The organism is Streptomyces sp. NPDC053426 (assembly GCF_055585405.1).
Window position 1 is genome coordinate 280954 of record NZ_JBVJKE010000007.1, and the last position, 14643, is coordinate 295596.

Consider the following 14643-nt stretch of genomic DNA (forward strand, 5'->3'; position numbering starts at 1 on the left):
CACTGGGGGATCAGGATATGCCGGGCCGCCGGCGTCCTCCCGGGGCCTTGGGCGAGGGTGTGGCATCAGGCTCCGTCCGTCAGCAGCTCCACCACCCGGCGGGCGGTCGCCGCGTCGCGGGCCGCGGTGAAGGGCAGGGTGTTGCCGCCCCTGATGCGGAAGGGCTCACCCGCGCGGGTGAGGTGGGTGCCGCCCGCCTCCTCCACGAGGAGCAGACCGGCCGCGTGGTCCCACGCGGCTTCCCAGCTGAACGCGGTGGCGTCGGACTCGCCGCGGGCGATGGCCAGGTACTCCAGTCCGGCCGAGCCGCAGGCGCGGGGGGCCACGCCGTCCGTCCACAGGCCGAGCAGGGCGCGCTTCTGCTCGTCCGTGGTGTAGTCCGGGTGGGAGGTGGCCACGCGGAGGTCACGGCCGGGTTCCGGGGAGCCCGCGCGCAGCCGCTCGCCGTCGAGGTGCGCGCCCTGTCCCCGTACGGCCGTGGCGAACTGGTCGCGGACGGGGGCGTAGGTCCAGGAGGCGTGCACGACTCCGCCCCGCGCGAGGGCGACCAGGGTGCAGAAGCCGCTTTCGCCGCGCACGAACTGGCGGGTCCCGTCGACGGGGTCGACGATCCACACCGGCGCCTCGGCCTGTATCGCCTCGTACGACGCCGGGTCGGCGTGCACCGCCTCCTCGCCGACCACGACCGAGCCGGGCAGCAGGGCGGCGAGCGCGTCCGTGAGGTACAGCTCGGCGTTGCGGTCGGCGTCCGTCACCAGGTCGTGGGGGCCGGTCTTGAGGTCCACCTCGTGCTCGGCGAGCCGCCGCCAGCGCGGCACGATCTCCTGCGCCGCCGCCTTGCGGACCAGTTCCTCCACGTCGAAGGTGTGCCGGGCGAGAAACTCGTCGATGGTTTCGTGGGTCTCGATCATGCCTCCATGAGAGCACGCGCCACTGACAATCCCCACCCGCCCGGTGCACAGCAGGTGGAATCGGGATGAAAACGGTGTGCCCGCCCCCGCCGTCGTGGGCTCAGCGGCCCACCGCGTAGCCCTGCATGCCGCGCGGGTTGGCCGCCGCGGAGAGGACGCCGGTGGCCGGGTCCCGGGCGACCGCGCAGAGCCGGCCCTCCGACCAGGCGTCGCCGACGATCACCTCGTGGCCGCGGCGGCGGAGCTCCTCCACCACCGCCGGGTCCGTACGGGACTCGACGGTGACGCTGCCGGGACGCATGCCGCGCGGGTAGAAGGAGCCGGGGAAGCTGTCGTTGTGCCAGTTGGGGGCGTCGATGGCGCCCTGGAGGTCGAGTCCGCCGCGCACCCGCTCGCGCAGGGCGACGGCGAGGAAGAAGTGCAGCTGCCACTGGTCCTGCTGGTCCCCGCCGGGCGTGCCGAACGCCATGACGGGCACCCCGTCGCGCAGGGCTATGGAGGGGGTGAGGGTGGTCCGGGGGCGGCGGCCGGGGGTGAGGGTGTTGGGGAGGCCCTCCTCCAGCCAGGTCATCTGCAGCCGGGTGCCGAGCGGGAAGCCGAGTTCGGGGACGACGGGGTTGGACTGGAGCCAGCCGCCGCTGGGGGTGGCCGCGATCATGTTGCCCCAGCGGTCGACGACGTCCAGGTGGCAGGTGTCGCCGCGGGTGCCGCCGTCGGCGAGGACGTCGGGTTCGCCGGGCACGGGGGACGTCGGGCTCTTGGCGACGGTGGGCTCCCCGACACCCATCGGGCTGAAGCCGGACGGCTCGGTGGCCACCACGCGCGCGTGGGCGCTCAGCCGGGGGATGCGCCCGCCGGGGCTGCCGGGCCGCAGGTCGTGGGAGGCGCGGGGGCCGACCCTGGTCCGCCGCTCGGCGTTGTACTCGGCCGACAGCAGGTCGTCGAGCGGCACCTCGGCCGCGTCCCCGTACCAGGCCTCGCGGTCGGCCATGGCGAGCTTGCAGCCCTCGATCAGCAGGTGCACGTACTCGGCGGAGCCGTAGCGGGGCAGTTCCGGCGGCAGCAGGGCGAGTTGCTGGAGCAGGACCGGGCCCTGGCTCCAGGGTCCGGCCTTGCACACGGTCCAGCCGTCGAAGTCGTACGTCGCCGGGGTCTCGTAGGTCGCGGACCAGTCGGCGAGGTCGGCGGCGGTCAGGGTTCCGGTGTGGCGCTCGCCGCTGGTGTCCATGGTGGGGCGCCCGGCCTGCCGGACCAGCGCCTCGGCGATGAACCCGGTCCGCCACACCTCCCGCGCGGCGTCGATCTGCGCCTCCCGGTCGCCCGCCCCGGCGACCTCGGCGAGCAGCCGCTTCCAGGTGGCGGCGAGGGCGGGGTTGCGCAGCAACTCACCGGCGCGCGGGGACCGGCCGCCGGGCAGGTACACCTCGGCCGAGGAGGTCCACTCCGTCTCGAACAGCTCCCGTACGGTCTCGACGGTCTCGCCGACGCGCTCCACGGGCGGGTGCCCGTCCTCGGCGTACCCGATGGCGTACTTCAGGACGTCGGCGAGGGTCCTGGTGCCGTGGTCGCGCAGCAGGAGCATCCAGGCGTCGAAGGCGCCGGGCACGGCCGCGGCGAGCGGTCCGGTGCCGGGGACGAGCTCCAGGCCGAGCCCCTTGTAGTGGGCGACGGTCGCCCCGGCCGGGGCGACGCCCTGCCCGCACAGCACCCGCACCTCGCCGCCGGCCGGCGCGAGCAGGATCGGCACCTCGCCGGCCGGACCGTTGAGGTGCGGCTCGACGACGTGCAGGACGAAGGCCCCGGCCACGGCCGCGTCGTAGGCGTTGCCGCCGTCCTCCAGCACGGCCATCGCCGACTGCGAGGCCAGCCAGTGGGTGGAGGACACCATGCCGAAGGTGCCCTGGAGGGTGGGGCGGGTGGTGAACTGCATCTCTCACCTCGGGGTTAGCGCGGTGCCGACAACGTTGCCCATCTGTTCGGCCCTGATCGGTCAGCAGGCTACCGATCGGCTCCGGCGTCCTCACGGTCCGGTGCGGTTCCGGTGTCCTCGCGGTCCGGCTCGGTCGCGGCGCTCTCGTCGGCGCGGCGGCGGGCGTCCTCGTCGGTGCGGGCGTCGTAGCTGACGAGTTTGGGGAGTGCTGCGGTGAGCAGGCCCACCGCGGCGACGCAGGCGAGTCCGCCGGTCCAGATCGCCGGGCGGGCGCCGGTCCAGCCGGCCATCGCCCCGGCGCGGACCTGGCCGAGCTGGGGGCCGACGCTGTAGGAGAGGACCTCGATGCCGGCGAGCCGGCCGCGCAGCCGGTCGGGGATGGTCTGGTTCCAGATGGTCGAGCGGCCGAGACCGCTGAGCATGTCCCCCGCTCCCGCCAGGCCGAGGCACGCCAGGACCAGCCAGACGTTCGACGTCCAGCCGGCCGCCGCCATGGCCAGGCCCCAGCCGGCGGCGCCGAACACCACGAGGAGACCGTGCCGTTGCGTCCGGGAGACCCAGCCACTGGTGAGGCTGAGCAGCAGCGATCCGACGGCGCCCGCCGAGTACATCAGGCCCAGCGACCAGTCGGCGTCGAGCTCGTCGGCGAGGAAGGGGAAGATCGTGTTGGGGAAGGCGAAGAACATCGCCGCCAGGTCCACCGCGTACGTGCCCAGGAGCACCGGCCGCGACCAGGCGTACCTGGCCCCTTCGGCGATGCCGCGGAGCGACGGCTTGGCGGCGTGCTCGACGGGCGGCACGGGTGAGAGCCGGCGGCACATCAGGACCGACGCGAAGAAGCAGACCACGGTGGTGGCGTACGCGGGGACGTTGCCCGCGTACGCCACCACGAGACCGGCCAGCGCGGGTCCGCCGATCGCGCCCGCCTGCCAGCGCAGGGCGTTGAGCGCGGCGGCGGCGGGAAGCTGGTCGTGCGGGACGATCCGGGCCAGCAGCGAGTCCAGGGCGGGGCGTTGGAGTCCCGCGAGTGCCGCGACCCCGGCCGCCACCACGTACAGCGGCCACAGCATGGGGTGCGGCAGCAGCGCGTTCAGCAGCAGGACGACGGCCAGCAGTCCCAGTCCCGCCTCGGTGAGCACGATGACCTTGCGCCGGTCCACCGCGTCCGCGAGTGCCCCGCCGTACAGGCCGAAGACGACCAGCGGCACCAGTTCGACGGCGCCCATCGCGCCCACCGCGAGCGGTGAGCCGGTGAGTTCCTTGATCTGGAGCGGCAGCGCGATCAGCGCCATCACGCTGCCGAGGTAGGTGACCAGGCCCTGCACCCACAGGAGGCGGAAGTCCCGGGAGGAGCGCCAGGGCGCGAGGTCGGGCAGTACTGCGGCGAGCTTCTTGGGCATGGTTCAGCGGCTCCCGGCCGCGTGTCGCGGCGACGCGGCCGCGGCTTCGGTGTCCGTGGCCGTCGAGTGGTGGCGTCCGATCGGCAGGACGAGGGGCTTGCCCGAGACCGGGTCCTCGATGACGCGGCTCTCCATGCCGTACACGGCCCGGACGGTGTCCTCGGTCATCACTTCCTCGGGTGTTCCGGCGGCGTGCAGTCGCCCGGACGCCAGGGCTATCAGCCGATCAGCGTAGCGGGCGGCCAGGTTGAGGTCGTGCAGGACCATGACGATCGTGGTGCCGCGGGTCCGGTTGAGGTCGGTCAGCAGGTCGAGGACCTCGATCTGGTGGCTGATGTCGAGGAACGTGGTGGGCTCGTCGAGCAGCAGCAGGTCGGTCTGCTGGGCCAGTGCCATGGCGATCCACACGCGCTGGCGCTGGCCGCCGGAGAGTTCGTCGACGGCCCGGTCCATCAGGTCGGTCGTGCGGGTGGCCTCCAGTGCGGCGGCGACCGCGGCGTCGTCCTCGGCCGTCCAGCGGGAGAAGGCCCGCTGGTGGGGGTGGCGGCCCCGGCCGACCAGGTCGAGGACCGTGATGCCTTCGGGGGTGACCGGTGACTGCGGCAACAGGCCGAGGGTGCGGGCGAGTTCCTTGGCCGGGGTGCGGTGGACCTCCTTGCCGTCCAGGAGGACCCGGCCCGCGCGCGGGGCCAGCAGCCGGGACATCGAGCGCAGCAGCGTCGACTTGCCGCAGGCGTTGGCGCCGACGATCACCGTGATCCGTCCGGCCGCGAGGGTCAGGTCCAGGCCCTCGATGACGGCGCGGTCGCCGTAGCCGAGCGTGAGGTCCTCGGTGGCGAGGGTGTGGGACGCGGTCACAGTGAGCCTCCGGCCCGGTTGGTGCGGACGATCAGGTAGACGAGGTAGGGGGCGCCGAGGACGCCGGTGACGACGCCGACGGGATAGCGGGTGTCGAGGGCGTACTGGCCGGTGAAGTCGGCGACCAGGACGAGCAGGGAGCCGACCAGTCCCGCCGGGACCAGCAGGGAGCCGCCGGTTCCGGTGAGCCGGGCGGCGATCGGGCCGGAGAGGAACGCGACGAAGGCGATCGGTCCGGCCGCCGCCGTGGCGAACGCGATCAGTCCGACGGCGGCGACGATCACCGTGACGCGGGTGCGTTCGACGCGGACGCCGAGCGCGGAGGCCGTGTCGTCCCCGAGGCTGAGCGCGCTGAGGTTGCGGCCCTGGAACAGCAGCACCGGGCCGAGCGTCAGCACGGCCAGGACGGTGGGCAGGGTCTCCTCCCAGGTGGTGCCGTTGAGGCTGCCGGTGAGCCAGCGCATCGCCGCCTGGAGGTCCCATTCGCCGGCCCGGGACAGGACGTAGGAGGTGACGCTGTCGAGCAGGGCGGCGATGCCGATGCCGATCAGGATGAGCCGGGTGCCGGCGACCCCGTCGCGGAACGCGAGGGTGTACACCAGCAGCGCCACCCCGAGTGCGGCGGCGATCGCCAGTACGGACACCTGGGTCTCGCTCAGCGAGAAGGTGACGATGGCGATGGCCGCCGCCGCGCTCGCGCCCGCGCTGATGCCGATGATGTCGGGGCTGGCGAGCGGGTTGCGGAGCATCGTCTGGAAGGTGACGCCGGCCATGCCGAAGCTGAAGCCGGCGGTCAGGGCGAGCACCGCCCTCGGCAGCCGCAGCGTGCCGACGGTGAAGGACGCGCCCGGCACCTGCTCGCCCATGACCACGCGCAGCACGTCGGAGGCCGGGTAGAAGGTGTGCCCGGCCATGAGCGAGGTGGCGAAGGCGGCGACGACGAGGACCAGCAGGGCCGAGACGATCAGCCGTCGCCGGTGGGCGCGGCGGACCCGGGCGCGGGTGACCGTGCGCCGCGTCGGCGGGGTGGTGACGACGGGGGCGCTCACAGGGATCTGACCTTCTGCCGGCGGACGATGTGGATGAAGAAGGGGGCGCCGACGATCGCGGTCACGATGCCCACCTCGATCTCGGCCGGCCGGGCCACGACCCGGCCCACCACGTCGGCGGCCGTCAGCAGGACGGCTCCGCCGAGCGCGGAGAACGGCAGTGTCCAGCGGTGGTCGACGCCGGCCAGCAGCCGGCAGGCGTGCGGTACGACGAGTCCGACGAAGGCGATCGGCCCGGCGACGGCGGTGGACGCGCCGCACAGCACGACCGCGCCGAGCGCGGCGACCGCCCGCACCAGGGCCACCCGCTCGCCGAGTCCGGCGGCCAGTTCGTCGCCCAGGGCGAGGGAGTTGAGGGCGCGGGCGGAGGCCAGGCAGATGACGAAGCCGGCGGCGAGGAAGGGCACGACGCTGCCGAGCTGTGCGTAGGTGGCGCCTCCGACGCCGCCTATCTGCCACAGCCGGAAGGTGTCCGAGATGTCGTTGCGCGGCAGGACGACGGCGCTGACCAGCGAGGCGAGCGCGGCCGAGATGGCGGCGCCGGCGAGGGCCAGCTTCAGCGGGGTGGCGCCGCCGCGTCCCAGCGAGCCGACGGCGTACACGAAGCCGGCGGTCAGTGCGGCCCCGGTCATCGCCGTCCAGATGTATCCGGACACCGAGGCGAGGCCGAAGTGGGCGACGCCGGTGACCACGGCGAGCGAGGCGCCCATGTTGACGCCGAGGATGCCGGGATCGGCCAGCGGGTTGCGGGTGACGCCCTGCATGACCGCGCCGGAGAGGCCGAGGGCGGCGCCCACGGTGACGGCGAGGAGGGTGCGGGGGATGCGGTTGGCGACCGCGGCCTCCTCCAGGGTGCCCTCCGCTCCGCCGAGCGCCGCCCAGACGTCGGCCCAGGCGACGTCGCGGGAGCCGAGGGCGAGGGAGGTGGTCATGGCGGTGAGCAGGACCGCGGTGACGACGAGGAGCCAGGTGACGCGCACCCGCGCCGGACGCCGCAGCGGGGCGGTGTCCGGCGCGGGCGGGGTCTCGGTGACGGTCACGCGGCCTTGTCCACCTTGTCCGCGGCCCCGGCGAGCGCCTTCACGTAGTCCTCCAGGACGTACGGGATGGCCAGCGGGGTCGGGTTGGCGGCGGTGGCCAGCGGGGTGCTGCCGGGCAGCAGGTAGAGGGAGTTCCGCTCGACGGCGGCCAGCTTCGAGGTGAGCGGGTCCTTCTTGAGGGCGTTCAGCAGTTCGCCCTTGTCGTCCCCGTAGCCGGTGATGACGTCGACGTCGTTGAAGTCGTCGATGTGCTCGGCGCTCTTGGTGAGGACGAACTTCTTGGTCGACTTCGACGGCCCGGAGACGCTGGCGGGGATCTTCATGCCGAGGTCGGTGAAGAACTGCGTGCGGGTGTCGTGGGTGGTGTAGAAGCCGACCTGGCTGACGTTCTTGGACGACACGTGCGTCATGAACATCGCCGTCTTCCCCTTCAGCTGGGGGTACTTGGCGGCGGTCTTCTCGATCTGCCCCTCGAGGCCGGCGATCAGTTCGTCGCCCTCGTCGGCCAGTCCGATGGCCTTGCTGTTGAAGCGGATGATGTCGCGCCACGGGGTCGCCCAGGCGGCCTCGGGGTAGGCCACGACGGGGGCGATCCGGCTGAGGGTCTCGTAGTCCTGCTCCGTCAGTCCGGAGTACGCGGCGAGGATGACGTCCGGCTTGGTGTCGGCGACGGCCTCGAAGTCGATGCCGTCGGTCTCGTCGAACAGGACGGGGGTCTTGGCGCCGAGTTCCTCGAGCCGGTCCTCGGTCCAGGGCAGTACGCCGTCCCCGTCGTCGTCACCGAAGTTGGCCTTGGCCATGCCGACGGGGACGACGCCGAGGGCGAGCGGGACCTCGTCGTTGGCCCAGTTCACGGTGGCGACGCGCTTCGGCTTGTCGGGGATGACGGTGGTGCCGAGGGCGTGCTCGATCGTCACCGGGAACCGGCCGGAGCCCTTGGCGCCGGCACCGGCGGCGCCGCTGTCGTCGTTGGTGTCGCCGGACTCGCCGCCGCAGGCGGTGAGTCCGAACAGGAGGGCCGCCGCGAGGGCGAGCGCGCGCAGGCGTGGGGTTCTCATCGGCCCGTGTTCCACTCTCGTTCAAGTTAGGTAAGGCTTGCCTGAACAGCGTATGGAGCAGGGGTCCGTGGATCAATCGAGCCTTTTCGACAGCCCTTGTAGCGATCGGGACACGGGACCGTGCGGGCCCTGCGGTACGACGGGCCCCTCAGCGCGCCCGGAACCTGCCGGGAGTCATGCCGGTCGTCCGCCGGAAGGCCGCTCCGAAGGCGCTCGCCGAGCGGTAGCCGACCGCGTCGGCCACCACGTCGACCTCGAAGCCGAGGGACAGCAGGTGCACGGCGTGCTGGGCCCGCACCGAGGCGACCCAGCGGGCGAAACTCGTGCCCGTCTCGCTCCGGAACGCGCGGGTGATCGTGCGGGCGCTGCACCCGAGGGCGGCGGCCCAGCCGGTCAGCGTGCGCTGGTCGGCGGGATCGGCCCGTACGACGTCCACGATCGGCCGCAGCAGCGCGGAGGTGGGCAACTGCACCAGCAGCGCCCTGGACGACGGGCGCAGGACGTCGAGCACCATCGCCTCGGCCACGGCCCGGGAGCGGGGCGACAGGTCGGGCTCCTCGAGCCGTTCCAGGAGCAGCCGGAGCAGCGGGGTGATCTCCACGGCCACCGGCACGTCGGGCAGCGCGGACTCCGTACCGTGCCGGAAGAAGTGGGCGCGGTAGGAGGTCCCGGCGACCGCGGAGGCGGAGTGCAGCTGCCCCGCCGGCATCCACAGTCCCAGCGTCGGCGTGATGCACCACACCCGGGAACCGACCACGGCGGTGGAGGTGCCGTACTCGTTCCAGAGGAGTTCGTGCCAGGGGTGCGAGTGTTCGTTCCACGTCGTGTCGGCGGCGACAACCTCCTCGTACCCCTTGATCACGAAGGGCACGTCCCCCTCGCCGGCGGCGAGTGCCGGCAGGTCCCTGATGACACGCATGCGCTCAGGCTAACCGGCACCCGCCGCGCGCCGGCCTCCGGTCAGGGCCTGAGGCCGGCCGCGAAGGCCCTGGTCAGCGCGGTCGGTGCGGTGATGGCGGTGCCCACGACGACGCCGTGCGCGCCCGTCGCCAGGGCCTGGGCGGCCTGCTGCGGGGTCGCGATACGGCCCTCGGCGATCACCGGGACGGGGACCGCGGCGGCGAGGCCGGCGACGTGGGCGAGGTCCGGGGCGCTCCGCACGGGTGGGCCCGGCACATAGCCGGAGAGCGTCGTACCCACGAAGTCGGCGCCCTGCCCGGCGACTTCGCGGCCCTCGTCGAAGGTGGACACGTCGGCCATGACGAGGGCGCCCGCCTCGTGGACGGCCTCGACGAGCTCCGCGAAGGTGCTGCCGTCGGGGCGGGGGCGGTCGGCGGCGTCGGCCGCGACGGTGGCCGCGACGACCTCCGGCTGCCCGTTCCGCACCCGCTGCTGGAAGGCGGACGACGCGTGCGCCACCGTGTTCCCGGCCGCCTCCGACGGCGCGGACGGACACCGCCGGCACTGTGTGCACCCCAGGAGGGAGCGGTGCCCGCCGCCGTCTGACCGCCGGGGCGGGTCCGAGGGGGCGGGGAACATCCCTGTCCCCGCCGGTGTTGGCGTCCACGGCAACAGTGAAAGGCGGAGCCGTGCACGGTGAGTACAAGGTTCCCGGCGGCAAGCTCGTCGTCGTGGACGTGGACGTGGAGGACGGCGTGCTGCGTCGCGCGCGTGTGGCGGGCGACTTCTTCCTCGAACCCGACGAGGCCCTGGACGCCGTGAACCGCGCCCTGGACGGCGCCCCCGCCGACACCGACGCCGCCGGTCTGGCCGCGCGGATCGACGCGGCCCTCCCCGAGGGGACCGTGATGTACGGGCTCACCTCGGAGGGTGTCGGCATCGCGGTGCGCCGCGCGCTCGCGCACGCCACCGACTGGACCGACTACGACTGGCAGGTGATCCACGAGGGCCCGCAGCCGCCCGCCCTGCACATGGCGCTGGACGAGGTGCTGACCGCCGAGGTCGCCGCCGGCCGGCGTCCGCCGACGCTGCGGGTGTGGGAGTGGGGCGCCCCGGCGGTGATCATCGGCAGCTTCCAGTCGCTGCGCAACGAGGTCGACCCCGAGGGCGCCCGGCGGCACGGCATCGAGGTGGTGCGCCGGATCTCCGGCGGCGGCGCGATGTTCGTGGAGCCCGGCAACACCATCACGTACTCGCTGTCGGTGCCGGAGGCGCTGGTGCAGGGGCTGTCGTTCCAGGACAGCTACGCCTATCTCGACGACTGGGTGCTGGGCGCGCTCGGCGAGATGGGGATCCGGGCCTGGTACCAGCCGCTGAACGACATCGCCACCGACCAGGGCAAGATCGCGGGCGCCGCCCAGAAGCGGGTCGTGGGCCCGGACGGCGGCCCCGGCGCGGTGCTGCACCACGTGACGATGGCGTACGACATCGACGCTGACAAGATGCTCGACGTGCTGCGCATCGGCCGGGAGAAGCTGTCCGACAAGGGCACCAAGAGCGCGAAGAAGCGGGTGGACCCGCTGCGCCGGCAGACCGGTCTGCCGCGCGAGGCCGTCATCGAGCGGATGATCGACTCGTTCCGCGCCCGGTACGGGGCGGCGGACGGCAAGGTGACCGACGGGGAGCTGGCCCTCGCGGAGGAACTGGCACGTGCGAAGTTCACCACGCCTGACTGGACCGCCCGCGTGCCGTGACGGAGGACCCCGCCCGTGGGGTCAGACGAGGGGGGTGAAGAAGAAGGTGTCACGGGTGCGGAAGGCACCGCTCGCGGAGAAGGTGAAGAAGTCCGCGAAGCGCAGCGACACCTCGCTCCCGTCGTGCAGCGTCCCGGCGAACGAACCGTGCACCGCCGCGCCGTCCCTCTCCATCAGCACGGTGGCGAGGGTGTGACGGCCCTTCTTGATGACCCGCTGGCTCCGGTAGAAACGCTCTAGGGCCCGCCGGCCGACGAGCGGGTCGTAGCCGGGCCGGCGGTAGACCGCCTTCGGGCTGAAGAGCGCGACGAGTTCGGCCACGTCGCCCGCGTCCACCAGCTCGTAGTAGCGGCGTACACGTTCTTCCCTTTCCATCACCAGCCTCCTCGGACGACCGGGCGCGGGTACGGGATCCGGTCGGTCACGGTGTGCCGGACGCCGCGCCGAGGTCGAGTTCGATACTCGTGACGGCGAGCAGCTCGCCGGTGGCCGTGTCACGCATCGCCATGTCGGCGATCTCGATGCGCGGGTCGGCTTCGCGGTGCCACCTGCGGACGGAGACGGTGAAGACGGCGCCGGGGTCCGCGTTGCCGAAGTAGCCGAGTTTCTGGTCGACCACCCTGCGCCGCAGGAAGTGTTCGTCACCGCGCCCGAGCGAGCGCCACAGGCTCAGCAGGGCCGTGTCGAAGATGGAGAAGTACGCCGCGAAGTACACCAGGCCCGCGCCGTTGAGGTCACGGTTGACGTCGAGCACGTATTCGCAGGTGTGGTCCGGGCCGGCCGGTACGAGGCCCTGCGGGACCTCGGGGTGGAAACTGCCGGCTTGGCGGGCGCGGCCCACGAGCGTGCGGGGCGAGTAGACGCTGGGCATCCGCGGCAGGCCGGCGTAGGCGAAGTCCGGGGGTGCCGCCTCGAACAGGCCCTGGTTGCTGCCGGGGCGGCTGCGGGCTATCCAGCGGTTGACGTTCTCGACGTACAGACAGTCCGGGTGCGGCTCGTCGTGCACCTCGCTCGGCTCCAGCGGTCCGCCGGGCAGGTCGAGTTCCGCGGGCGCGAGCCGGTGGAGCGTGAGCGCCGACTGGCTGCCGAACTGGAAGACCCGTGAGTCCACCCGGAGTTCGTCACCGAAGGCGAGGCCGTGCGGATGGACGGTACGTCCGCCGCGCACCCGGTAGTAGTAGAAGGACAGGTAGACGGGGTGTCCTTCGGCGGTACGGGCCGCGTGCACGTTCGTTCCGGACGCCGCGGCGACGGCTTCCCAGGTCCAGTCCCCGATGCGTCCGAAGATCAGCGATCCGCCACTGCACATCCCCGGTGACACGGTCACCCGGCGCGACAGGGAAGCGTGATCCGCCGTCCGCACGCTCTCGGTCGTGCTGCTCTGCAGCATGGCTTCTTCTCCCTCGTTGTCTCCCCCGTCACTGGCTCACCGCCGGGGCGCGGACCGGGCGGGGGAGGGCTCGGGGGGAAGAGCGCGGTGGCGCTCCTCCACGAGCCGGGCGAGGTCCGCGAGAGTGCCGGCTTCCGCCAGTTCGTAGTCGTGGACCTCGATGCCGAGTCCGGTGTTCAGCAGCTCCGCCAGTTCCACCAGGGCGACGGAGTCGAGCCCCACCTCCGTCCGGGTGGCCGTCGGCACGACGTCCTCCGCCCTCATCTGGAGTTCGTCGACCAGGATGCCGCGAAGGACCTCAAACATGGCTCGCCGTCCTTTCGTCCGTCGCGCGGAGGTTGAGGGCCACGTCCACGATGAGGTCCTCCTGGCCCGCCACCGCCTGGAGCCGGCCCAGTTCGAAGAAGACGTCGCGGGGGTCGACGCCCTCGCGCTGCGAGATGTCGAGCACCCGGGTCTTGAACCCGGAGAACACCCCGGCCAGGCCGCTGACGATGCCCACGGAGTCGATGGACGGCGGGGCGTCCATCAGTTCCGTCGCGGCGATGTCCGCCGCGTCGAGGAGCCGGTACAGGTCGATGCCGGTCGAGTACCCCATCCGTTCCAGGACCGGTACCACGACCTCCAGTTGGGTGTTGCCCGCTCCGGCGCCGAAGCCGCGGGCGCAGGCGTCCACGATGTCGGCTCCGGCCTCGACCGCGGCGATCGAGTTCGCCACGGCCATGCCCAGGTTGTTGTGCCCGTGGAACAGCACGGGCACCGTGACGGCCGCGCGGATGGCGCCGATGCGTTCGGTGACGTCGGCCGGCAGGTAGTGGCCCGAGGAGTCGAGGATGCCCACACCGGTCGCGCCGTAGCCGACGAGGCGGGCGCACTCCTCGGCCAGCCGTCCGGCACTCGCCATGTGGCTCATCAGCAGTACGGCGTGCGCGTCCACTCCCGCCTCGCGCAGGAACCCGAGGTGCCGCTCGGCCAGGTTCCCCTCGGTGCAGTGGGTGCCGATGCGTACGAGGTCGGCCTGGTGGGAGATGGCCTTCCTGAGGTCCTCCACGGTTCCCCAGCCGGGCAGCATGAAGACGCCCATCCTGCTGCTTCGCAGGGCCTCCCGGACCACTGACAGCATCTCGTCGTCGCTGCACCGGGCCTGTCCCACCTGGAGGGAGGAGGCGCCCAGGCCGTTGCCGTGCCCCACCTCGACCACGGGGACGGCCGCCGCGTCGGCCGCCGCCGCGTACGCGCGGAGCTGCCGGCTGCTGAGCTGGTGGCGGACGGCGTGGTGACCGTCGCGCAGGGTCGGGTCGTGGATCTGGACCGACTTCGCCGTGGTGGTGTCCCCCGGCCCCGTATCGGTGTTCCGGCTCATGACGTCACCGCCCCGACGGTCGCGAAGCGGTCTGCCGCGTATCGCTCCGCGACGTGCAGCGCGGCGGCGTTGATGATGTCGATGTTCCCGGCGTACTCCGGAGTGCGTTCGCCGCGGGCGGTGACCTCGACGGCGACGAAGGCCTTCTCCCCGTCGGCCGTGCACGCCGTGACCCGGTAGCCGTCGACGAAGGACCGGACACCGCGGGCGGCGTCCTCGACCAGCGCGCGCACCGATGTGTCGGTGAGGTCTTCGCCGAGCAGGGACATGGCGACCCGGAACATCGCCGGGGGCCTGGCGGGGCTCAGGTTGAGGATCGCCTTGACCTCGTCGACCCCGGTGAGGGTCCGGACCGCGGCCCGGGTGGTCCCTATGTACTCGTCGAGGTTCAGCCGGGTGGAGGGGCCGACGCTCATGCTGGCGGCCGTGGTGACCACCTCGATGTAGTGGACGCGGTGCCGCCGCGCGATGGCGTGCAGGATCGGTATGGACGCCTGGCCGCCGCAGCTGACCATGTTCACGTCGCGGTGGGCGAGAGCGTCCGGCCCGTTGACCGTCGGCACCACCATCCGGCCGACCTGGCTCGGTGTCAGGTCGATGAGCATGGTGCCGAGCGGCGCCAGCCGTGCGGCGTGCTCGGCGTGCGACAGCGCGCTGGTCGCGTCGAACGCCACGTCGAACACGTCGTCGGTACCGGTCAGGGACCGGATGCCGTCCGTGGCCGTCCGCAGGCCGAGTCTGTCCGCCTGCCGCAGCCCCGGTGAGGCGCCGTCCCGTCCCACGACGAGCCGGAGGTCGAGGACGTCCGACCGCATGACCTTCGTCATCAGGTCGACCCCGATGAGGCCCGCGCCGAGCACCACGGCGGACAGCCGTCCGTTTCGTTCCATGTCTGTACGGTCCTTCCGTGGGCACGGGACACGGTCCCGTGCGTACGTGGGGGGTCAGGGAAGGGCTGAGAACAAGGCTTCGCGCGACTTGTGGTGGGGG

14 protein-coding genes and 2 pseudogenes are annotated in these 14643 nt (G+C 72.7%); 2 read left to right on the top strand and 14 right to left on the bottom strand.

Annotated elements, in window-relative coordinates; genetic code table 11:
• Positions 1–65: 65 nt before the first annotated feature.
• The 9 genes and pseudogenes from ACZ62B_RS16975 to ACZ62B_RS17015 form a co-directional block, all read right to left on the bottom strand.
• Positions 66–911, bottom strand: coding sequence for an inositol monophosphatase family protein (locus tag ACZ62B_RS16975; RefSeq protein WP_344558092.1), 846 nt, complete (start codon positions 909–911; stop codon positions 66–68).
• Between the two features lie 100 nt (positions 912–1011).
• Positions 1012–2841 (bottom strand): gamma-glutamyltransferase family protein, encoded by a 1830-nt coding sequence (locus tag ACZ62B_RS16980; RefSeq protein ID WP_469690891.1) that lies wholly within the window; start codon positions 2839–2841, stop codon positions 1012–1014.
• A gap of 68 nt (positions 2842–2909) precedes the next feature.
• A complete protein-coding gene (locus ACZ62B_RS16985) occupies positions 2910–4241 on the bottom strand; it encodes an MFS transporter (RefSeq protein ID WP_469690893.1) in 1332 nt (443 codons plus the stop codon).
• Positions 4242–4244: 3 nt separating this feature from the next.
• On the bottom strand, positions 4245–5099 hold the full coding sequence (locus ACZ62B_RS16990; protein ID WP_468727903.1) for an ABC transporter ATP-binding protein: 855 nt from the start codon (positions 5097–5099) through the stop codon (positions 4245–4247).
• Complete coding sequence (locus ACZ62B_RS16995) at positions 5096–6148, bottom strand: FecCD family ABC transporter permease (protein ID WP_344559057.1); 1053 nt, start codon at positions 6146–6148, stop codon at positions 5096–5098. Before ACZ62B_RS16995 ends, ACZ62B_RS16990 begins: the two co-directional genes overlap by 4 nt.
• The gene (locus ACZ62B_RS17000; RefSeq protein WP_469690896.1) at positions 6145–7188 is read right to left on the bottom strand and encodes a FecCD family ABC transporter permease; all 1044 of its coding nucleotides are present in this window, start codon (positions 7186–7188) and stop codon (positions 6145–6147) included. The genes ACZ62B_RS16995 and ACZ62B_RS17000 overlap by 4 nt, the downstream gene beginning before the upstream one ends.
• Positions 7185–8246 carry an iron-siderophore ABC transporter substrate-binding protein gene (locus ACZ62B_RS17005; protein WP_344559069.1) on the bottom strand — a complete coding sequence of 354 codons (1062 nt, stop codon included), beginning with the start codon at positions 8244–8246 and terminating at the stop codon, positions 7185–7187. Before ACZ62B_RS17005 ends, ACZ62B_RS17000 begins: the two co-directional genes overlap by 4 nt.
• A gap of 148 nt (positions 8247–8394) precedes the next feature.
• A complete protein-coding gene (locus ACZ62B_RS17010; protein ID WP_344559070.1) occupies positions 8395–9165 on the bottom strand; it encodes a helix-turn-helix transcriptional regulator in 771 nt (256 codons plus the stop codon).
• Between the two features lie 41 nt (positions 9166–9206).
• A pseudogene (locus ACZ62B_RS17015) lies at positions 9207–9614 on the bottom strand (nitronate monooxygenase); the annotation flags it as partial.
• Here ACZ62B_RS17015 and ACZ62B_RS17020 point away from each other — a divergent pair.
• Together ACZ62B_RS17020 and ACZ62B_RS17025 are read left to right on the top strand one after the other, a co-directional pair.
• Positions 9613–9846 (top strand): annotated as a pseudogene (locus ACZ62B_RS17020) (hypothetical protein); the annotation flags it as partial. The pseudogenes ACZ62B_RS17015 and ACZ62B_RS17020 sit on opposite strands and share 2 nt — an antisense overlap.
• A complete protein-coding gene (locus ACZ62B_RS17025) occupies positions 9836–10900 on the top strand; it encodes a lipoate--protein ligase family protein (protein WP_344559071.1) in 1065 nt (354 codons plus the stop codon). The pseudogene ACZ62B_RS17020 and the gene ACZ62B_RS17025, both read left to right, overlap by 11 nt.
• Positions 10901–10921: 21 nt before the next feature.
• Here the strand turns inward: ACZ62B_RS17025 and ACZ62B_RS17030 are convergent, their stop codons facing one another.
• Genes ACZ62B_RS17030 through ACZ62B_RS17050 form a run of 5 tightly spaced genes read right to left on the bottom strand, consistent with a single transcriptional unit; the run spans position 10922 to position 14543 of the window.
• Positions 10922–11275 (bottom strand): nuclear transport factor 2 family protein, encoded by a 354-nt coding sequence (locus tag ACZ62B_RS17030; RefSeq protein ID WP_344559072.1) that lies wholly within the window; start codon positions 11273–11275, stop codon positions 10922–10924.
• Positions 11276–11321: 46 nt separating this feature from the next.
• Positions 11322–12290, bottom strand: coding sequence for an LnmK family bifunctional acyltransferase/decarboxylase (locus ACZ62B_RS17035; RefSeq protein ID WP_344559073.1), 969 nt, complete (start codon positions 12288–12290; stop codon positions 11322–11324).
• 36 nt (positions 12291–12326) lie between these two features.
• Positions 12327–12596, bottom strand: a complete 270-nt coding sequence (locus ACZ62B_RS17040; RefSeq protein ID WP_344559075.1) for an acyl carrier protein — start codon at positions 12594–12596, stop codon at positions 12327–12329.
• Entirely contained in the window at positions 12589–13653 is a 1065-nt protein-coding gene (gene dmpG / locus ACZ62B_RS17045; RefSeq protein ID WP_468727926.1) for a 4-hydroxy-2-oxovalerate aldolase, read from the bottom strand. Before dmpG ends, ACZ62B_RS17040 begins: the two co-directional genes overlap by 8 nt.
• A complete protein-coding gene (locus ACZ62B_RS17050) occupies positions 13650–14543 on the bottom strand; it encodes an acetaldehyde dehydrogenase (acetylating) (protein ID WP_344559079.1) in 894 nt (297 codons plus the stop codon). The genes dmpG and ACZ62B_RS17050 overlap by 4 nt, the downstream gene beginning before the upstream one ends.
• Between the last annotated feature and the right edge of the window lie 100 nt (positions 14544–14643).